This window comes from Seonamhaeicola sp. MEBiC01930, assembly GCF_045277075.1.
Taxonomy (GTDB): domain Bacteria; phylum Bacteroidota; class Bacteroidia; order Flavobacteriales; family Flavobacteriaceae; genus Seonamhaeicola.
Window position 1 is genome coordinate 1,007,412 of record NZ_CP104270.1, and the last position, 19,988, is coordinate 1,027,399.

The 19,988-nt window shown below is 31.6% G+C and carries 19 protein-coding genes; 9 read left to right on the forward strand and 10 right to left on the reverse strand.

All coding sequences use genetic code 11. The features are described 5' to 3' along the window. Positions 1-106: 106 nt before the first annotated feature. A complete protein-coding gene (locus N1F78_RS04410) occupies positions 107-2,125 on the reverse strand; it encodes an LruC domain-containing protein (protein WP_406684973.1) in 2,019 nt (672 codons plus the stop codon). A gap of 206 nt (positions 2,126-2,331) precedes the next feature. Here N1F78_RS04410 and N1F78_RS04415 point away from each other — a divergent pair, with 206 nt between their 5' ends. From N1F78_RS04415 to N1F78_RS04425, 3 genes are all read left to right on the forward strand, one after another. Beyond that, positions 2,332-2,865 (forward strand): RNA methyltransferase, encoded by a 534-nt coding sequence (locus tag N1F78_RS04415; RefSeq protein WP_406684974.1) that lies wholly within the window; start codon positions 2,332-2,334, stop codon positions 2,863-2,865. 47 nt (positions 2,866-2,912) lie between these two features. Continuing rightward, positions 2,913-3,530, forward strand: a complete 618-nt coding sequence (locus N1F78_RS04420) for a class I SAM-dependent methyltransferase (protein WP_406685664.1) — start codon at positions 2,913-2,915, stop codon at positions 3,528-3,530. A 291-nt stretch (positions 3,531-3,821) separates the two neighbouring features. Beyond that, positions 3,822-4,820 carry a Gfo/Idh/MocA family protein gene (locus tag N1F78_RS04425; protein WP_406684975.1) on the forward strand — a complete coding sequence of 333 codons (999 nt, stop codon included), beginning with the start codon at positions 3,822-3,824 and terminating at the stop codon, positions 4,818-4,820. A gap of 36 nt (positions 4,821-4,856) precedes the next feature. Here N1F78_RS04425 and folK read toward each other — a convergent pair whose 3' ends face one another. From folK to N1F78_RS04470, 9 genes are all read right to left on the reverse strand, one after another. Beyond that, a complete protein-coding gene (folK, locus tag N1F78_RS04430) occupies positions 4,857-5,987 on the reverse strand; it encodes a 2-amino-4-hydroxy-6-hydroxymethyldihydropteridine diphosphokinase (protein WP_406684976.1) in 1,131 nt (376 codons plus the stop codon). A 95-nt stretch (positions 5,988-6,082) separates the two neighbouring features. After that, entirely contained in the window at positions 6,083-6,862 is a 780-nt protein-coding gene (murI, locus tag N1F78_RS04435; protein ID WP_406684977.1) for a glutamate racemase, read from the reverse strand. Between the two features lie 70 nt (positions 6,863-6,932). After that, positions 6,933-7,439, reverse strand: a complete 507-nt coding sequence (locus N1F78_RS04440; protein WP_406684978.1) for an OmpH family outer membrane protein — start codon at positions 7,437-7,439, stop codon at positions 6,933-6,935. 30 nt (positions 7,440-7,469) lie between these two features. Further along, positions 7,470-8,486 carry an OmpH family outer membrane protein gene (locus N1F78_RS04445; protein WP_406684979.1) on the reverse strand — a complete coding sequence of 339 codons (1,017 nt, stop codon included), beginning with the start codon at positions 8,484-8,486 and terminating at the stop codon, positions 7,470-7,472. A gap of 124 nt (positions 8,487-8,610) precedes the next feature. Beyond that, positions 8,611-11,229 (reverse strand): outer membrane protein assembly factor, encoded by a 2,619-nt coding sequence (locus N1F78_RS04450; RefSeq protein WP_406684980.1) that lies wholly within the window; start codon positions 11,227-11,229, stop codon positions 8,611-8,613. Continuing rightward, positions 11,162-11,902 carry an isoprenyl transferase gene (locus tag N1F78_RS04455; protein ID WP_406684981.1) on the reverse strand — a complete coding sequence of 247 codons (741 nt, stop codon included), beginning with the start codon at positions 11,900-11,902 and terminating at the stop codon, positions 11,162-11,164. The genes N1F78_RS04450 and N1F78_RS04455 overlap by 68 nt, the downstream gene beginning before the upstream one ends. A 1-nt stretch (position 11,903) precedes the next feature. Beyond that, complete coding sequence (locus tag N1F78_RS04460) at positions 11,904-12,590, reverse strand: DUF6089 family protein (RefSeq protein WP_406684982.1); 687 nt, start codon at positions 12,588-12,590, stop codon at positions 11,904-11,906. A gap of 110 nt (positions 12,591-12,700) precedes the next feature. Then, positions 12,701-13,585 (reverse strand): NAD kinase, encoded by an 885-nt coding sequence (locus tag N1F78_RS04465; RefSeq protein WP_406684983.1) that lies wholly within the window; start codon positions 13,583-13,585, stop codon positions 12,701-12,703. A gap of 4 nt (positions 13,586-13,589) precedes the next feature. Beyond that, positions 13,590-14,249 (reverse strand): acetoin utilization protein acuB, encoded by a 660-nt coding sequence (locus N1F78_RS04470; RefSeq protein WP_406684984.1) that lies wholly within the window; start codon positions 14,247-14,249, stop codon positions 13,590-13,592. A gap of 89 nt (positions 14,250-14,338) precedes the next feature. Between N1F78_RS04470 and N1F78_RS04475 the strand changes: the two genes are divergently transcribed. The 6 genes from N1F78_RS04475 to clpX all read left to right on the forward strand — a co-directional run bounded on the left by N1F78_RS04475 (position 14,339) and on the right by clpX (position 19,770). Then, entirely contained in the window at positions 14,339-15,052 is a 714-nt protein-coding gene (locus tag N1F78_RS04475) for a pyridoxine 5'-phosphate synthase (RefSeq protein WP_406684985.1), read from the forward strand. Beyond that, a complete protein-coding gene (locus N1F78_RS04480) occupies positions 15,053-15,817 on the forward strand; it encodes an alpha/beta fold hydrolase (protein ID WP_406684986.1) in 765 nt (254 codons plus the stop codon). It abuts the gene before it with no gap. Positions 15,818-15,851: 34 nt separating this feature from the next. Continuing rightward, entirely contained in the window at positions 15,852-16,199 is a 348-nt protein-coding gene (locus N1F78_RS04485; RefSeq protein ID WP_406684987.1) for a phage holin family protein, read from the forward strand. Positions 16,200-16,313: 114 nt separating this feature from the next. After that, the gene (gene tig / locus N1F78_RS04490) at positions 16,314-17,642 is read left to right on the forward strand and encodes a trigger factor (protein ID WP_406684988.1); all 1,329 of its coding nucleotides are present in this window, start codon (positions 16,314-16,316) and stop codon (positions 17,640-17,642) included. A gap of 145 nt (positions 17,643-17,787) precedes the next feature. Further along, positions 17,788-18,462: an ATP-dependent Clp endopeptidase proteolytic subunit ClpP gene (clpP, locus tag N1F78_RS04495; RefSeq protein ID WP_406684989.1), complete on the forward strand. Its 675-nt coding sequence runs from the start codon at positions 17,788-17,790 to the stop codon at positions 18,460-18,462. Positions 18,463-18,537: 75 nt separating this feature from the next. Continuing rightward, positions 18,538-19,770, forward strand: coding sequence for an ATP-dependent Clp protease ATP-binding subunit ClpX (gene clpX / locus N1F78_RS04500; RefSeq protein ID WP_406684990.1), 1,233 nt, complete (start codon positions 18,538-18,540; stop codon positions 19,768-19,770). Positions 19,771-19,988 lie beyond the last annotated feature (218 nt).

Sequence of the window (19,988 nt, forward strand, 5' to 3'; positions counted from 1 at the left end):
ATTCTCTCAACTATATTTCATTTTTTCGATGAACGGTAAGAAAATTTAAAAAACATCTCTTAAAAGTAAGAAAAGTCAGTTATGTTAACTGACTTTTCAAATATATCTAATTTTGAATTTTATCTACATTCCTATTCCCTGGACTATCCTTATACCAATCCGTATTATTGGTTCCACCGGATGTAGCCCACTGGTTAAAATAATTATACGCTTCATTGACCCTTACTCCTTCGTTAGGAACTTTAAAGTCATGCACCACATTAATAGCCCATGGCAACCCAGTATCAGATAAATAATTTCCATCTGAATCTTTTGGGTACCCTTCTTGTACCTGATATAAATTATTACCTAAACTCGTGGCGCTTTTTGACGGTAAATGAACTTCTTTTTCTCTTTCTGCATTTACTATTATAAAAGGATTAAAAGGTGCTACACCTAAAGTAGCAGTACTTATTGGCTGAGTAAACTTAATAGAAACTGTAGTTTCCTTGCCAAACCTTTCATGAACATTATCAAAAATTATAACAACCGCATTCTCCTGATTACTTTCAGTGCCATTTGCACTAACATTAACAAAGCCTTCATTTAAAACGGTACCTGTTACACTTTCTATTTGTGATGGTGTTAGGTTCTCTATTTCAAAACCAAACCCATTTTTAAAGCCGGCACCATTTGCTTTAACGGTATATATAAAATCTAGTTGAACTGCCATATTTTGAGCATTTAAAATAGCTATACATTTATAGTTTAAGGCTACATCATTAAAATCATAATCTCCCGTATAAGGCCATAAATCTTCAAATGCTAAGGTTCCCCACCCATATTTACTTGGTGTAAATACCTCAAAGGCTTTTTCCGCATCTTCTGGAAATTCATCTTCAATATCTATTATACCATCATTATCTGTATCGGTTTGGTCTATTATATCAGAATAAACTCTAAAGGTGGTTAAATCATTAATAGTTCTACCAAAATCAGAATCATTATCAGCTCCTGTACCCCAGTTTATCTGCCAACCACCGGTTTGGGTATCCATAACTATTAAATCTGAACTACTTCCATTACTTGCTAACCATAATTCTTGATTAGAATCAAAAGTCATTGAAGTAGGATTAAACGGAAGATTATCTGCACTAATTCTTGAAGCTTGATATACATTGTTATTATCTAATTCTAAACTGTATAACCCCGAAAATGAACATAGAAATAATGTTCCATCATCAGCAAAAACCAAATCACCACCATTAGTTAAATGCAATCCATTAATATCCCAAGAGTTTACATCAGTACCCGTATCAGGGTTTATAGTATACAATTTATCTCCAGTTGAAAAATACAAAAGGTTATCATCAGGGTTATAATCTAATCTTGGGCCTCCCTTCCCGTAATTAGCAACAGTCTCCCAAGTATTATTCTCTATAGAATATTTCATTAAAGGATGCGGATTACTCCTACCAATAGAATACAATACTTTATTCTCTTGATCTATTGCACAGGTATAGCTTCCCATTGGCATATCTGATAAATAAACCTGGTTACCAGTTAGTGGATCTACCTGGAATAATTCAGCGGATCCATTTACACAATACAAATAATCTGTAACTCCAGCGGGGGCTTTAATTACAAAACTATTTTTATCAGTTAATGAAGCTCCATTAAAAACAACTTCATTGTTATATACATTTTCCACCGAAGCAGCGTATTTAAATCCTTCTTTTCTTCTTATGTATAATTTATCATAGTGATTAGGCAAACTTATTGTTTGAATCAACGCGCCATTATTAATCACACCAGTAAAAATTAAATTATTTAAGACATCTGATTTAAACACTGAATCTGTAACCACAACACCTTCTTCATTTTCGTAAGTCTCCATACCTGCAAAATATTTCTCATCAGAATAAGCATATACTTCATACTTTACAAAATCTTTGGTATCGCTAATACTTACCTGTACCTCTTTATGTGTACTGAAATTAAAACCTTCTGGAATATTTAAGTTTTCAATTTCTCTTTCATCAACTTCAACTTCGAAGTTTTCAATTTCCTGAGTTACATCACAAGAAAGAATGCATAATGTTAAACAGAGAGAAATAGCATTAAAAATTGTTCTATTTGGTTTCATAGCTTAATAATAATTAACAACTTATAATAATTGTACTACAAATAAAAGAGAAAATTATCAAAATAGAGGCTTTTTACTCACAAAATACCAATAAAGTATCGATTAAAAACACTTAAGTGTCGTCGAACGGGTGTTTTATCTCTTTAATTAGATAAATCTATAGTTATAATTAAAACTTTATTTTATTTGTATAGATTATTAATTTCATGAGAAAACTAAAAAATAGCGAACTAGAACGATTAAGTGTTGATGATTTTAAAACGGCTAAAAAAACATCTTTAATCATTATTTTAGATAATATTAGAAGCCTGAACAATATTGGGTCTGTGTTTAGAACCAGCGATGCCTTTCTAATAGAAAAGATTTATCTCTGCGGAATTACAGCTACACCACCAAATAAAGACATACACAAAACGGCTCTTGGAAGCACAGATACCGTAGATTGGGAATATGTTGAAAGTACCATTGATTTAGTTGAAAGATTAAAATCTCAAGGAATAAAAGTATGCTCTATTGAGCAAGCTGAAGGAGCTACCTTGCTTAATACGTTTAACCCTTTACCAGAAACAACGTATGCACTTGTTTTTGGTAACGAAGTTAAAGGTGTTTCTCAAGACGTAGTAAGTACTAGTAATTTTGTAATTGAAATACCTCAATTTGGCACTAAACATTCTTTAAACATATCTGTAAGTTGCGGGGTGGTTATATGGGATATATTTAACAAACTAACATCAATGTAAAAAAATTGTATAATAATCTTAAGAAACCCTGGCCAACCAAAGACGCTATGAATCAAATCTATAGCAAGCATCTTTGGGGTGGAAATAACTTTGACTTCTATTCTGGTGGAGGTTCTCACAATATTGAAATTATCAACCCTTATCTTACGGCGGTAACTAATTTTTTAAAATCTTTTAAAACACCTTTAACCCTTTGCGACCTTGGGTGTGGTGATTTTAATATTGGACAGCACCTTACACCATACGCAAAAAAATATATTGGTGTGGATATTGTTGACGATTTAATTAGCCGAAATAAAGAATTATTTCAACAAGACAACTTGGAGTTTCTCTGTTTAGATATTTCAGAAGACAGTCTACCTCAGGCTGATTGCATTATATTAAGACAAGTGTTGCAACATTTATCTAATACGGAGATTCAAAGAATTCTTAAAAAAATTCAACACTATAAATTTATCCTCTTAACAGAACACATTCCAGTTGGTAATTTTTCACCAAACAAAGATATCATTTCTGGGCAAGGCATAAGGTTAAAACACGATAGCGGATTAGACATTTTAAAGCCACCTTTTAACTTTAAAGTAAAAGAAATTAAAGTTTTAAACGAATACCTTTTGGAAAACAATAAAGAATATATTGTCACTAAATTATTCCAAGTCTTTTAAAACTAATAACTTATTATAAGTTGGAAGTTTTAGTGTATTATTTGTTTTAATTCATAGTTGGAGAGTTTTTTTACAAAATCTTTGAAACAAATACATATCCATCACAATCCTCTAAATAGAAAATATCCAGAAAACATTCTAACCTATCTTAATAAATCTCCCAAAACAGATTAGGCATTATTACTACAGTTAAATTTTGAATAGAATAATAATAAAGAATATATGATTTTGTAAATTTACTTTTAATCATACCTATTGTTTAGTAACAACTATAGATAAAACCTTTAGAAAATGGAACTGAAAAATACAAATGACATTTGTTGGGGAATTATTGGAGTTGGAGATGTTTGTGAAACGAAAAGCGGTATACCTCTTATACAAACACACAATTCAAGTGTTAAAGCTGTCATGAGGAGAAATTATGATAAAGCAATGGATTTTGCCAAACGTCATGGTATTTCAAAGTGGTATGACAATGCTGATGATTTACTGAATGACCCTGATGTAAATGCAATATATATTGCAACACCTCCAGAAACACATGCTGAATATACATTGAAAGCAGCCGCACTTGGAAAACCAGTTTATGTAGAAAAACCAATGGCACGCTCATATAAAGAATGTCAATCAATGGTAGAAGCATGTAAAAAGGCAAATGTTCCTTTATTTGTAGCCTATTATCGTAGAACACTCCCTAACATACTTAAGGTAAAGGAATTAATTGATAATAATATTATCGGGGACATTCGAAGTGTAGATATAGCAGTACAAATGACCATAGAAAATGAGATTGTAGGAACTCATCACCTCCCTAATAATTGGCGAGTTGATCCAGAAGTTGCAGGAGGTGGATATTTTTATGATTTAGCTTCACATCAATTGGATGCACTAGATTTTATTTTTGGCCCCATCATTGAGGCAAAGGGGTTTTCTGAAAATCAATCTGAAACTTATAAAGCTGATGATATCACCGTTGGTATTTTTAAATTTAAAAATGGAATTATTGGAAAAGGCTTGTGGGCTTTCAACACTAGTAAGGCTTCTCAATTCGAAATGACAACTATAATTGGTAGTAAAGGGCAAATATCTTTCCCTTTTTGGGGAGATCATCACGTTACTTTAAAATTAGAGAACCAACCTCCTAAGAAATTTGAATTTGAAGTTCCTAAATACATCCAAAAAACTCTTATCCAAACTATTATAAACGATCTATTGGACAAAGGTAAATGTCCAAGCACCGGTGTATCTGGGGCTAGAACTAATTGGGTTTTGGAGCAAATAACAGAGTGAGATGAGAATTCACACAACCAATTAGTAGGTTTTAAATTAATAACTGCAAATTTCACCTAATAACCATAAATAATCAATACGGTTTTTTATAAAATCTTTATTAGAAATATCTATTATTTTTACATTAGAACCTTGTAAAGATTTTAAAAATTCTAAATACCCCGAATTAATTTTTTCCAAATATTCGTCATCTATATCTTGCTCATAATCACGCCCTCGTTTCTTAATATTAGCCTGCAATCGTTCTGTGTTCTGGTAAAGAAATACATACCGCTCAGGTTTTGCAATATCTTTATACATTAAATAAAAGAGCTTCCTGTAAAGCTTAAACTCATCATCTTGTAAGGTGATTTTAGAAAAAATTAATGATTTAAACACATCATAATCACTTACAATAAAATCTTTAAATAAATCCAATTGCGACAAATCATCAGATATTTGCTGATACCTATCCGCTAAAAATGACATTTCTAAGGGGAAAGCATATCTAGTGGCGTCTTTATAAAATTTTGGAAGAAAAGGATTATCAGCAAATCGTTCTAATATTAGTTTAGCATTAAAATCCTGTGCTATCATTGTTGCTAAACTTGTTTTACCGGCACCTATATTGCCCTCAATTGCTATATAGTTATAACTTGAAAAATCATAAGCCTTTCGAGGGTTTTTTAACCAAATTTTTATTGGTTCTAAAACCGATTTATCTTCACATTCTTCTAATAAAACAGAGATTTCCTTTTCAAATTTAGGGTGTTCAACTTTTGATGCTATATCATATAAAGGTTGTAGAACAAACCTACGTTTTGTCATTTCAGGATGGGGCACCTGTAAAATTTCAGTATCAATAATTTGATCTTGTGCAAGAATAACATCTAAATCAATAACACGGGCTTCATACCCTTCTCCACTTTTTCTGGTGCGCCCTAATGACTTTTCAATTTTTAGTAAAGCTTCTAAAACTTTTTCAGGTTTTAAATAACTATCTAGAACCAAACAAGCATTTAAAAAATCATCACTTTCAAAACCAAAAGCTGGTGATTTATATACTTTGGAAATTAACTTAATATTACCTATTTCTAAATGAATAGCATCAACTGCATTCTGAAGATTTTTTAATTTATCTCCTTTATTACTTCCTAAAGCTATATGAAACGTGGTAGGTTGTAGCATAGAACAGCCAAAATAAGAAAAAGTAAATGGTTTCTTTTATACAAATAACAGGTATTTATCCACAAAATAGCCTTAAAATGAAATTAAAGGCTGAACTAAAAATTCAAATAAGAAGTAACTACGTCATCTTCTAAAATTTTATTTAGTAGTTCAGGCTGCCCATTAGTATAAAATATATTTTTAGGTTTAATACTACTTGTACTAAGCAAGTCATTTTGTTTTAAAACAACCTTAGTTTGTTTAGCTACTGCTTCACCTGAATCAATTATTTTAACATGTTCAGGTAATAATGCTGTGAGTTGAGGAATTAAATAAGGGTAATGAGAACATCCTAAAACCAAATAATCAATATTAGCATCTTGCATGGGCTTTAAATAGGTTTTTAAAAGATTAGTCATTTCACCTGAATATAACTTCCCACTTTCAATAAGCTGAACTATACCTTCACCTACCTGTTCTACTACATTAATGTTACTGGCAAACTTTCCTGAAGTTTTTGAGAATAGCTCACTAGTTAATGTTCCTTTTGTAGCCAATATACCAACTGCGTTAGTTTTAGTTTGTAAAGCCGCTGGTTTTATAGCTGGTTCTATGCCAATAAAAGGAACCTTGTAATTTTCTCTTAAATAATCTATAGCATTTGTAGTTGCCGTATTACAAGCTATTACAATAATTTTGCAATCTTTTTCTAATAAAAGCTCAGTATTCTTAATGCATAATTCCGTGATAGCCTTTTTGCCTTTTGGCCCGTAAGGTGCATTCAAACTATCTGATAAATATATTGTGTTTTCATATGGCAACAGCAAATGAATCTCTTTCCAAATAGAAGTTCCTCCTACACCAGAATCAAAAATACCTATAGATTTATCAGTCATACAGAAACAAAAATAAAAAAGCTGCCTTTTAAAAAAGCAGCTTTAAGTAAGTTATTTATGTTCAGGCAAATTAAATACCTAATTCCTTTTTAACATCATCAAGTAAATTTTTACCATCAGCCAAAATTGTAACTCCTACAGAAGAGTCTAAAACATAATCAAACCCTTGAGCCCGGGCTACTTTTAAAATAGCTGTTTTAGCTTTTTCTGTAATTGGCTGCAATAAATCCATTTCCTTTTTTTGTAAATCTTTTTGGGCATCTACTTGAAATTGTTGAATACGTTGTTGCTTTTCTTGTAACTCAACCATTCTCTTATTATTCTCCTCTGTTGTTTTTGTTGCAGCCTCAGCATCATACTGTTTAGCAGTATTTTGATACTCCGTTCCTAAAGCTTGAAAATCTTGCTGGTAAGTTTTACCTAACGCTTCAATCTCACTTTTTGCAGACTTCATTTCTGGCATTGCAGATATTAATTCTTGGGTGTTTATGTGGGCAACTTTACTTTGTGCTTGAGAAAAACTAATACTTCCTATACATACTGCCGTTGCTAATAAAATAGTTTTTAAATGTTTCATTTTTAAAATAGTTAAATGTGTTATATATAATTAATTTTTACTGTTACTTATACTGTCTCTAATTCTTTGTCTTTCTTCCAAAACTTTCTGCCTTTCCTCTAATATTTTTTTCTTTTTCTCTTCTAAAGCTTTTTTTCTTTCCTCTCTCTCAGCTAACTTTTTTAGTCTATTTTCTTCTATTAGTTGCTCTTTTGTTTTTGTCTCACTTTTTTCAACTGATTCTTCTACCACCTGAGATTTTGTTTCTGAAGCTTTTTCTTCAACATTTTTTCTAGAATCAAGTTTGGCTTGTCTTGCCTTTTCTCGCTCATCTAGTATTTTTTGACGTCTAGCCTCAGCTTCTTTAACTTTTGCCTCGCGAATGGCGAGTTTTTCTTGTCTAGCTTTTTCAATGGCATCTTCTCGAGCTTTTTTCTTTTCCTCCAAAGCTTTTTCTCGAGCTTCTTGCTCTAGATTTATCTCAGGAACTAACTCCTCATCTTTTGCAGCTTTACGTTCCACCTTAGATTGAGCCTGAGTTCTTTTAGCTGTTCTAGTTATACTTCGTATTACAGTTTCACTAAGATCATATTGCTTTGCAGAAAAAAGCATTGTAGCATCTGATGATTTATCAAAAATAAAATCATATTTTCTGTTAGCAGCAATATCTTGAACCGCTGCAAAAATTTGATCTTGTACAGGCTGCATCAATTGTTTTTGTTGAATAAACAAATCTCCACTAGGACCAAAGCGTTTCTGCTGATAATCTAATATTTCCTTTTCTTCAAAAAAGATATCTTCTTCACGTTCATCAATTAGCTCCTTTGTTAAAAGCGCCTTTTCATTGCTTAAGTCTTTTCGTTTCTGCTCAATAGCTCCTAATTTAACTTCAATTTCATTCTTCCACTTATCTGCCTTTTGATTTAATTGTGCTACTGCATCCTGATATTCTGGAACATTTTCTAGAATATACTCTGTGTCTATATAAGCCACTCTTACACCTCTTTGAGCATGTAATGATATGCTGAGTAAAACTATTATCAGTAAAAAAAGAACTTTGTTTTGCATGCTGTTATATTTTTGTTTTTTCACTTAATCTTCAAAATTAACGAATTTTAATCTGAAAAATTTCAATTCTTATACAAAACATCAAACAGTTATTAGAAAATATCGTGCCAAAAATATTTTTGAATTAAAATTGTTGTCCAATTATGAAGTGTGTTTCCCAACCATGTTTTTGAGTTTGACCAAACGTAGAGTCGTATCCGTGACCAAAATCTATTCCTAATAACCCAAAGGCCGGCATAAAAATTCTAATACCTAGTCCTGCCGAACGCTTAACGTTAAACGGATTAAAATCCCTAAAACTATTATATGAGTTACCCGCCTCTAAAAAACCTAAAGCATAAATTTTCGCAGAAGCTTTTAAAGTAATTGGGTATCTAAGCTCTAAAGAGAATTTATTATAAATTGCTCCTCCATCCGTATCTGATAAAGATTGATTAGGGTAACCACGTAACTGAACAGCCTCTCTTCCATCTAAACTATATTGACCCAAACCATCACCTCCTACAAAGAAACGCTCAAAAGGAATAATACCTCTGTCATTATTATAAGCACCTAAGAATCCAAATTCAACTAGCGGTCTTAAAACCAAATCTTTTGCAATTTCATTATACCATTCTCCTCTAAAGTTTATTTTATAAAACTCTAACCATTTGTATTTTTCCTGATCAATTCGAGCTATTTCATCTGCATCTCCATCAATAACAGCTTCCTCCCTATCTTCTGCCAGTTGAGCGTAATTTACCCCATTAAAAGCAGAGTAAGGAAGTGAGAATTTAAGTGTTGTTGAGAATTTAGACCCTCCTGTTGGGAAAATAGGATCAAACCTAGTGTTATCTCTACTTAATCCAATAGTATAGGACAAGTTATTTGAATAACCATTACCAAAAGTAAATAAGCCAGTATTATAATTATTTAAATCATATCTCTGGAAACTTATTGCATTGGATAATGTAAAATATTCATCTGGTGAAGATAATCGTTTTGCTAAACCAAAAGTAATACCTGTAATATTAAAACTCTGACTTTTATCTGCATTCCCTGTTAAATAATTATATAAAAACTGTTTGGTTTGCGATAAAGAAGTTGAGAACTGAACTGGTTTTTTACCCCCAAGCCAAGGCTCGGAAAACTGAAAACTATAGGTTTGAAAAAACCTACTAGCCTGTAAACGTAAAGCAAGTTTTTGACCATCTCCCATTGGGATTGGCTTATACGCTTCCTTTTTAAAGATATCTTTTATAGAGAAGTTATTAAAAGATAAACCTAGGGTACCTATAAAACCACCACCACCGTAACCACCTTGTAACTCAATTTGACTAGACCCCGTTTCTTTAACCGAGTATTCCATATCAATAGTACCTTCAACCGGATTAGGGTTGTTAAAATTAGGAGATATTTCTTGTGCATCAAAAAATCCTAATTGACCTAATTCTCTAACGGTTCTAACCACATCAGATTTACTATATAATTGACCAGGGCGCGTTCTTAATTGCCTGTAAACAACATGATCATTTGTTTTGTCATTTCCAACAACAGATACACTATTAAAATAAGCCGGTTTACCCTCTGTAATTCTAATTTCCATATCAATTACATTGTTATCAGCGCTTACTTCAACCTGACGGATATTAGAAAACAAGTAACCACCATTTTGATATTGATTAGTAATATCTAAGGCATCTGGATTAGAATCATCAGCTATTCTTTTTTGTAACAATACACCATTGTACGTATCACCCTTGTTAATACGAAGTACTCTTTTAAGCTCAGCATCAGAAAACACTGTGTTTCCGATAAACTTAATATCTCCAAATGTATAAGGATCTCCTTCTTTAACATCAATTTGAAGAGAGATTGTCTTATCATCATTGTAAATTAAAGTATCTGAAATAATACGGGCATCTCTATAACCATTCTCTTTAAACTTATCTATAACACTAGATAGGTCTGCTTGATAAGCTGAATCTATATATTTGGAACGTTTTAAAATTCTTAAGCGATTAATCTTTTTGGTACTTTTCATGGCTTTTCTTAGCTTCTTATCACTAATAGCAGTATTACCATTAAATACAATATCATTAATCTTCACTTTCTCTCCTTTGTCAATATTTAAAACCATATTAACCCTAGAAGTTTTTATAGAATCTTTAACATCAATGGTATTGATATGTACCTTAGAGTTTAAAAACCCTTCCTTTCTATATTTCCTAGTTAAATAATTTTTGGTTGTAGTAATAAGGTTCTCTGTTACCTTAGTCCCTTTGGTAAGCTTATTCTCTTGAACAATACCCTCAATCTTACCTTTTTTAACACCGTTAACTTTGAGCTCATTAAGTTGAGGCAAATCCTCTAATCTAATTTCTAAGCTAGCAGTATTACCATCAACATTAACAACAAAAACTTCAATATTATTGAAAAGTTTTGTACCCCAAAGTTTTTTAATAGCAGCTCCTATTTCTTCTCCAGGAATATTTATTTCTTGTCCCTTCCTTAAACCAGAAAAATTTATAATTGTTTGCTCGCCAAAAGCAGTATTTCCAGAAACATTTACCTCACCAATGGTATACTTTTTACTAGAACTAATAGACGTGTCTTGAGCAAGAGAATTAAAAATACTTGCAGCAAAAAATAATAATGTTAAACTGTACTTAATATATGTTTTAAAAGGCAAAATTTTAGTTAAGTTGTTCACTTGTTTTCCCAAATCTTCTTTCTCGTTTTTGATATTCCATAATAGCTTCATACAAATGTTCCTTTGTGAAATCAGGCCAAAGCACCTTAGTAAAAAATAATTCTGCATAGGCTATTTGCCAAAGTAAAAAATTACTAATACGTTGCTCTCCGCTTGTTCTAATAAGCAAATCTACATCAGGTAAATTTTGCGTGTAAAGATGCTCATTTATAATTGATTCACCAATATCGTCGGGCGAAATTATGTTATTTTTAACTTTAATACTAATCTCTTTAACAGTATTTAATATTTCTTCCCTAGAACCATAACTTAAGGCCAAAGTCAATGTCATCCTGCTATTAAACTTTGTTTGGTCCATAACCTCATTTAACTCGTTAAAAACCTTTTTAGGAAGTAACTTTAAATTACCAATTGCTGCCAGTTTAATATTATTATCTTGAAGTGTTTTTATTTCTTTTTTCAACGAAGAAACCAACAACCTCATTAAGGTTTGAACTTCTAATTTTGGTCTATTCCAATTCTCTGTTGAAAAAGCATAAAGTGTTAAATGCTTTATCCCTAATTCTGTGCATGTCTCAACTGTTCTTTTAACAGATTTAGCACCGTTTTCATGTCCAAAAGCCCGCAACCTTCCTTTTTGTTTTGCCCAACGTCCATTGCCATCCATTATTATAGCAATATGTTCAGGAAGTTTTTTACTCTGTATGCTTTCTTTTAAATTCATTTTAATTTACGCAGTAACAAGGATTTTCTCCAAAGGTATAAGTTAATGTTATACCAGAAAAAACATACCAATCGTCATTATTTATATTACCAAATCTATAATTTTGAAGACTCGTATCTTCTGGCAAACTACCATCTAAACTATCAGAAAAAGTATAACGAGCACCAACCTCAACCCCAAAAACAAGATTATCAATAAATGTTGCTTTGTAACCCAATGTTATTGGTATCCCCATTGCCCAACTAGAAGTATTTGCAGATGCTTGCACCCCGTTAAGAAAATAATAATCATCATGTTTAGCTGCTGTAATTCCAGAAAACATATATGGTGTTCCTATTTTTCTTTCTGAATGCAAATTGAAATCAATAAAGCTAAACTCAATACCAACTGACAACTCGGTTATTGTGCTTGAAAACTCATAACCTCTTTCAATACGCCTAGGGTCATCTGAATTTACATCAATTCCCTCTAACTCCGTGAAAATTAATGATGCTCTATAAGAATGTCTTTTGCTTCTATTCCATTTATAAATCCCACCAATAGCTAATTGATTTGGGGAAATATAACTGGTTGCACCTACATCTCCAATAAAATTACTCCCACCAACAAACAAACCAATTTCATTGATTTGGCAATAGGTTAATTGAAAACAAAAAATGCTAAAAACTAAGACTATTAAATACCTCATAGAAATTCAAAAGTTTGCAAATATAATAAATAAGATTAGCCAAATATAATTTGAGCTAAATTGTATTAGTGTAAAACAAATTTTCCTCTAATTTATTGTGAATTATTGCTTTAATTTCGCTTATCTTCACCCCAAAGCATTTTCTTCCGTAAAGTCTTTAAAAAGCTTTCATCAAGCAAATCAATCATTTTTATTTTAAAGCTAGCTTTTTTAATTTTTATAATGGTTTCATTATCAAGGGTTGCTATTCTAGAATCTAGTGACACCAAATGTTGTTTTTCTCTACCGCTAACACTTAATTGAATTTCTGTAGAGTCTGGAATTATCAAAGGTCTTGCACTTAAATTATGAGGTGCAATTGGCGTAAGTACAAAGCTATTAGCACCAGGTGTAATTACTGGACCACCACAACTTAATGAATACCCTGTAGAACCTGTTGGTGTAGAAACAATCAAGCCATCACTCCAATAAGAGGTTAAAAACTCCCCATCTAAGTGTGTTTTAACTGTTATCATAGAAGTAGTATTTTTTCTACTTACCGCAATTTCATTTAAAGCAAAATTTAAGGGCTTTATGTTTTCATTTTCAGGCAAAGTTTCTATCTCCAATAAACTACGTTCTGAAATAGTATAATGACCATCAAGAATATTTTGAACTGCATTTTCAATATCTTCAACCTGTATTGTAGCCAAAAAACCTAAACGCCCCGTATTAATTCCTATAATCGGTATACCTAAGTCTTTTACAGAAGGTATAGCCCTTAAAATGGTACCATCTCCACCAATACTTATAAGCAAATTAAATGTTGCATCTAATTGGGTATAAATATTAAATGCATTATATAATTTATCATTTGATTTAACTGAATTAACAAGTGCTAAAAATTCAGATTCTATTAAAACCTCAATATCCTTCTCTTTAAAAAAGTTCAGCAATCTATCAAATGAGGTTATGGTTTGAGTGTTATTATAACGACCAAAAATGGCTATCTTCATTACATTACATGTTTAGGTATTTGTTAAGGTAATCAGATCGTTCTTTCAAATTTTCAATATAACTATCATCTTGATGCTCGGAAGCAATTTTATAGCTATACCTACGAAATGTTTGAATAATTTCATTAATATTTATATTTCCAATTTTAAGTGTTACCTGAACCATATCATTTGTAGTTCTAGAAACAAAAGCTCCTAAAAGTTTCCCATTATTAGATTCAACAATTTGACTTATCTCACTAAACGAATAATCATTAATTCCTTTTTCAACTACTAAAACAACCCCAGGCGAATTAAAAAATGCAGATTCATTAAATAGGCTAATAATATCTTTTAACTCATAATACCCTAAATAGTTATTTTTATCATCTAAAACAGGCATAACATTAGCCGAATTTGTAGCAAAAGCTTCCAAAACATCTAGCCATAAGGTACTATTCCTAACGTAAAAATCTTCAATTGCGTAAAGGTACTCGCTAACAGACTTAGCGCTATCAAAACAATGAACATCGGCCTCATAAAGAACACCTATAAAAACGCCATTGGCATCTTTTATAGGGATATGCGAATATGTTAATTGATTAAACAATAGTTGTAAATCAGATACTTGACTATTGCTACCAACAGGTTTTATATCATTAATTATAAATTCTCGTAGTTTCATAATACCATTATATGACCATGCAAATTAATTAAAAAAATAGTACTTAAGCCTGTTCTACTTTGTATTTTTGTCTTTTTAAAAAATGATTCATGACAAAGTTAAGTGTAAACATTAACAAGATTGCTACTTTAAGAAATTCTCGTGGTGGTGATGTACCCAATGTAGTTGAATTTGCAAAAGACGTACAACGTTTTGGCGCAGAAGGTGTAACTATTCATCCAAGACCAGATGAACGCCACATTCGCTACCAAGACGCAAAAGACTTAAAACCTGAAGTTTACACAGAATATAATATTGAAGGTAATCCTATTAAATCATTTATTGATTTGGTGCTAGAAGTAAAACCTACCCAAGTTACACTGGTACCAGATGCAGAAGATGCCATTACTAGTAATGCAGGCTGGGATACTATTAAGCATAAAGATTTCTTAGTTGACATTATTAAAGAATTTCAAAAAAACAATATTAGAACCTCAATTTTTGTAGACCCTGTTTTAAACCAAATTGAGGGTGCCAAAGAAACTGGAACTGATAGAATTGAACTATATACTGAGTCTTTTGCTCATCAATATAGTTTAGGAAATACAAATGCCATAAAACCCTATACAGAATGTGCTACTCTAGCTAATAGTTTAGGTTTAGGTGTTAATGCAGGGCATGACTTATCTTTAGATAATATTGAATTTTTTAAAGAAAACATTCCTGGGCTTTTAGAAGTATCTATTGGGCACGCATTAATTGCCGAAAGTTTATATTTAGGAATAGAGAATGTTGTTCAAATGTATTTACATAAACTAAAATAGATGCTTTTACATTCTAATATAATAGGAGAAGGCAAACCATTTGTAATTCTACACGGTTTTTTAGGCATGAGTGACAATTGGAAAACCCACGGCAAAAATTTAGCTGAACAAGGTTTTCAAGTGCATTTAGTTGATCAGCGCAATCATGGACGCAGTTTTTGGGATGACAACTTCAGCTATGAGATACTTGCGGAAGATTTAAAAAACTATTGTGAAACTAATAATTTAAGCAACATTATATTATTAGGACACTCTATGGGAGGCAAAACCGCTATGTTGTTTTCTTCTCTTTACCCAGAAATTGTTTCGAAGTTATTAGTGGCAGATATTTCCCCTAGATTTTACCCCGTGCATCATCAAACAATATTAGAAGGCTTAAGTGATTTAGATTTTAATATAATAAAAAGCCGTGGTCAAGCTGATAAAGTTTTGGGTGAGTATATAACAGAACTAGGGATTCGTCAATTTTTATTAAAAAACCTCTATTGGGTTGAAAAAGGAAAATTAGGATTGCGAATAAACCTTGAAGTTTTAAAAAATGAAGTTTCTGAAATTGGAGAATCTTTACCTTCATATTTAAAATTTGAAAAAGACTCCTTATTTTTAAAAGGAGACCGCTCAGAATATATTGGCGTGGAAGATGAACTCTTAATCTTAAATCAGTTTCCAAAAGCTAAAATAGTAACCATTGCTAATTCTGGACATTGGTTACACGCAGAAAACCCTAAAGACTTTTTTGAGGAGGTAATGAAGTTTGTTAGTTGATATTTTGTAACTTGTAGCTGCAAAGTTTTTTACCATGAAACTCTTAATCAAACTTTTATTAAATGCATTAGCAGTATTTGTAATTGCACATGTACTAAACGGCGTATATGTAGAAAGCTATGTAACCGCATTAATTGTGGCAGTTGTCTTATCTGTTTTAAACCTTTTTGTTAAACCGGTGCTAGTTATTTTTACCTTACCAATTACCATAGTGACCTTAGGGTTATTTTTATTAATAATTAATGCTTTAATTATTCTATTAGCGGATAAACTCATTGCCGGTTTTTCAGTAAGCAGCATATGGACAGCCTTACTATTTAGCATTCTACTTTCAGTATTGCAATCTGTACTTCATTCACTTTTAAAAGAAGACAAAAAATAGCCTTATAATCAGAGGATTAAAAACTTTGTCGGGATGTAAAAATATGTTATTTTTGCATCCCGATTTTAGTTAGATAAAACTGTTAATTGCCCAAAAGGCTTTATATCATATAAAATGAATATTACAAGAGAAAACGTTGATGCATTAAACGCGGTAGTAAAAGTAGATATTGCTAAAGAAGATTATAGTGATAAAGTTGAAAAAATCTTATCTGATTACCGTAAAACAGCTAACATTCCAGGATTTAGAAAAGGTCATGTACCAATGGGAATGGTGAAAAAACAATATGGAAAAGCTGTTTTGGTAGATGAAGTAAATAAATTATTGCAAGATGCCTTAAACAAATACCTAACTGAAGAAAAATTAGATGTATTAGGGCAACCCCTACCTAAACCACAAGATGATATAGATTGGAATGCTGATGGGTTTTCTTTTGAGTTTGAATTAGGCTTAGCTCCAGAATTTGAAGTTAAATTAAAAGGAAAAAAAGCGGTAACACAGTATAATATTGTGGCAGATGATAAAATGATTGATGAGCAAATAGAACGTATTCAAAAGCAATACGGGAAATTAGTTTCTCAAGATGCAGTTGAAAAAGATAGTGAAATTACAGGTGCTTTTAAAAATGAAGAAAAGGAAATTGACAATACAGTAACTATAACACTTGATAAATTTAAGGGGAAAGCTACTGAAAAGAAATTTATTGGCGCTAAAGCTGGAGATGTTATTACTTTAAAAACTAAAGGACTTTACAGTGATGACCATGAATTAATGAATGCTTTGAAATTGGGTCATGACGAAGTTCATGGACTGGATATTGAGGTAAGCTTTACAATTTCTGAAATCAATAAACGTGAATTAGCAGATTTAGATCAAGAGTTATTTGATAAACTATTTGGTAAAGATGCTGTTAAAAACGTTACCGAGGTAAAGGCTAAAATAAAAGAGGATGCTGAAAAACAATTTGTTCAACAAGCAGACCAAAAGCTTTTAAATGACGTTACAGAATATTTAGTTGAAAGTACCAAATTTGACTTACCCGCTGAATTCTTAACTAAATGGATGGCAACTGCTGGTGAAAAAGAATTGGATGAAGCACAAGCTAAGGAAGAATACGAAAAATCTGAAAAAAGTCTACGCTATCAATTAATTGAAAGTAAATTAATTGAAGAGAACGATATCAAAGTAACTATGGATGATATTAAAAACCATGCTAGAGAAATGATTAAAGGACAAATGGCTCAGTTTGGTCAAATGGACCCTTCGGATAAGGAATTAGACGATATTGCCGCTAGAGTATTATCAAACCAAGATGAAGCTCGTAGAATATCAGAACAATTAGTAAGTCAAAAACTATTAGAGCTTTATAAAGAAAAAGCAAATATCAAGGTTAAAGAATTAAGTTACGAAAACTTTGTTAAAGAAGTTTACGGAGACAAATAATTAAAAGAATAATTCATTATATTTAGGCGCTTAAACATTGGTTTAAGCGCCTTTTTATTCATCTAAAAAATCTTTTTAAAAACAGATTTTAATTTTATCTTGATGTGTATCAAGAGATTAAACATTTTAAAGTATTTAAACAATTATGGATTACGCTAAAGAGTTTGAAAAATTCGCAATAAAAGATCAAGGTATAAGTAGCACATATTACAATAAAATTATAAGCAGTATGTACCCTACCAACTTAACACCTAACATTATTGAAGAAAGGCAAATGAACATTGCTATTTTCGATGTATTCTCTCGATTAATGATGGATAGAATTATATTTCTTGGTACAGGTATTAATGATCAAGTAGCAAACATTATTCAAGCCCAATTATTGTTTTTAGAAAGTACTGACCCTAACAAAGATATTCAGATTTACATAAATTCTCCAGGAGGAAGTGTATATGCTGGCTTGGGCATTTATGATACAATGCAGTTTATAAAACCTAATGTAGCAACTATTTGTACAGGGATGGCAGCTTCAATGGGCGCAGTATTATTATGCGCTGGAGAAAAGGGAAAACGTAGTGGGTTAACACATTCTAGAGTTATGATTCACCAACCTTTAGGTGGTGCACAAGGACAAGCTAGTGACATTGAAATTACGGCTAGAGAGATTTTAATTCTGAAAGAAGAATTATACAAAATTATTAGTAAGCACTCTGGTCAAGACTACGACAAAGTATATGCAGATAGTGATAGAGATTATTGGATGAAAGCTGATAAAGCCCTTGAATATGGTATGATTGACGAGATTTTATCTAGGAATTAAATAAAAATTCGTAATTTTAATATATTATATATAAGGAACTTATAATTTTTTGTTCTTAAAAACAGAATTAGATTAATGGCAAAGGAAGAGTTAGAATGTTCGTTTTGCGGTAGAAAAAAACCCGAAACAAACTTATTAATAGCAGGTTTAGATGCTCACATCTGTGATAGATGTATTGAGCAAGCACATGGCATTGTGCTTGAAGAATCCAAGCAGAATGATAGTAGTGATTTATCGGCAGAATTGAAACTTCGCAAACCACTGCAAATAAAAACGTTTCTTGATGAATATATAATTGGTCAAGACAGTACAAAAAAAGTAATGTCTGTGGCAGTATACAATCATTATAAACGATTATTACAACCGCCATCAAATGACGATATTGACATTCAAAAAAGTAATATCATCATGGTTGGACAAACTGGAACAGGAAAGACCTTAATGGCTAAAACAGTAGCCAGAATGCTAAATGTTCCGTTAGCAATTGTTGACGCTACCGTTTTAACGGAAGCTGGTTATGTTGGTGAAGATGTTGAAAGCATCTTAACACGTTTACTACAAGCCGCAGATTACAACTTAGAAAAGGCTGAAAAAGGAATTGTTTTTATTGATGAAATAGACAAGATTGCTCGCAAGAGTGACAACCCCTCTATTACTCGTGATGTTTCTGGAGAAGGTGTGCAACAAGCATTGTTAAAACTTTTAGAAGGAACGGTTGTAAACGTTCCACCTAAAGGAGGAAGAAAACATCCAGATCAAAAATTTATTGAAGTTAACACAGAAAATATTTTATTCATTGCTGGTGGTGCTTTTGATGGCATTGAGCGTGTTATTACTAAACGCTTAAATATGCAAGCTGTAGGTTATAGTGCCTCTAAATCTGATGATGTTATAGATCCTGATAACTTATTGCAATACATCATTCCAAAAGATTTAAAAGACTTTGGGTTAATTCCAGAAATAATAGGACGTCTACCAGTATTAACATACATGGACCCATTAGATGCAAATACATTAAGAGCCATTTTAACAGAGCCGAAAAACGCCATTATTAAGCAATATAAAAAGCTCTTTTCTATGGATGAGATTGAGTTTTCAATAACCGATGGAGCTTTAGAGTTCATAGTAAACAAAGCTATTGAATACAAACTAGGAGCTAGAGGTTTACGATCTCTATGTGAAGAAATTTTAACTGATGCTATGTTTGAGTTACCAAGTTCTGATGAAAAGAAACTTAATGTAACTAAGACCTATGCCGAAGATAAATTAACAAAAACAACCTTAAAGAAATTAAAAGCAGTTTCTTAATAAAAAAAGGAAACACTTAATATAAAACAAAAACCACGCAAATAGCGTGGTTTTTGTTTTTGTATGGATATTAATTAATAATGAACACTATGATAATTTCTTGTTCTTTATTTATAACAGTTTAAAAGTATGCTTATTTAATAAAGTAGCAAAGTCATTTTTTCTCTTTTAGATGATTAGAACAAATACTCGTTTAATAACTTTCAAAGAAGTATTTA

Coding starts and splice junctions, on each gene's coding strand:
- N1F78_RS04410 (WP_406684973.1), bottom strand. CDS start 2,125: ATGAAACCAAATAGAACAATTTTTAATGCTATTTCTCTCTGTTTAACA.
- N1F78_RS04415 (WP_406684974.1), top strand. CDS start 2,332: ATGAGAAAACTAAAAAATAGCGAACTAGAACGATTAAGTGTTGATGAT.
- N1F78_RS04420 (WP_406685664.1), top strand. CDS start 2,913: ATGAATCAAATCTATAGCAAGCATCTTTGGGGTGGAAATAACTTTGAC.
- N1F78_RS04425 (WP_406684975.1), top strand. CDS start 3,822: ATGGAACTGAAAAATACAAATGACATTTGTTGGGGAATTATTGGAGTT.
- folK (WP_406684976.1), bottom strand. CDS start 5,987: ATGCTACAACCTACCACGTTTCATATAGCTTTAGGAAGTAATAAAGGA.
- murI (WP_406684977.1), bottom strand. CDS start 6,862: ATGACTGATAAATCTATAGGTATTTTTGATTCTGGTGTAGGAGGAACT.
- N1F78_RS04440 (WP_406684978.1), bottom strand. CDS start 7,439: ATGAAACATTTAAAAACTATTTTATTAGCAACGGCAGTATGTATAGGA.
- N1F78_RS04445 (WP_406684979.1), bottom strand. CDS start 8,486: ATGCAAAACAAAGTTCTTTTTTTACTGATAATAGTTTTACTCAGCATA.
- N1F78_RS04450 (WP_406684980.1), bottom strand. CDS start 11,229: ATGAAGCTATTATGGAATATCAAAAACGAGAAAGAAGATTTGGGAAAA.
- N1F78_RS04455 (WP_406684981.1), bottom strand. CDS start 11,902: ATGAATTTAAAAGAAAGCATACAGAGTAAAAAACTTCCTGAACATATT.
- N1F78_RS04460 (WP_406684982.1), bottom strand. CDS start 12,590: ATGAGGTATTTAATAGTCTTAGTTTTTAGCATTTTTTGTTTTCAATTA.
- N1F78_RS04465 (WP_406684983.1), bottom strand. CDS start 13,585: ATGAAGATAGCCATTTTTGGTCGTTATAATAACACTCAAACCATAACC.
- N1F78_RS04470 (WP_406684984.1), bottom strand. CDS start 14,249: ATGAAACTACGAGAATTTATAATTAATGATATAAAACCTGTTGGTAGC.
- N1F78_RS04475 (WP_406684985.1), top strand. CDS start 14,339: ATGACAAAGTTAAGTGTAAACATTAACAAGATTGCTACTTTAAGAAAT.
- N1F78_RS04480 (WP_406684986.1), top strand. CDS start 15,053: ATGCTTTTACATTCTAATATAATAGGAGAAGGCAAACCATTTGTAATT.
- N1F78_RS04485 (WP_406684987.1), top strand. CDS start 15,852: ATGAAACTCTTAATCAAACTTTTATTAAATGCATTAGCAGTATTTGTA.
- tig (WP_406684988.1), top strand. CDS start 16,314: ATGAATATTACAAGAGAAAACGTTGATGCATTAAACGCGGTAGTAAAA.
- clpP (WP_406684989.1), top strand. CDS start 17,788: ATGGATTACGCTAAAGAGTTTGAAAAATTCGCAATAAAAGATCAAGGT.
- clpX (WP_406684990.1), top strand. CDS start 18,538: ATGGCAAAGGAAGAGTTAGAATGTTCGTTTTGCGGTAGAAAAAAACCC.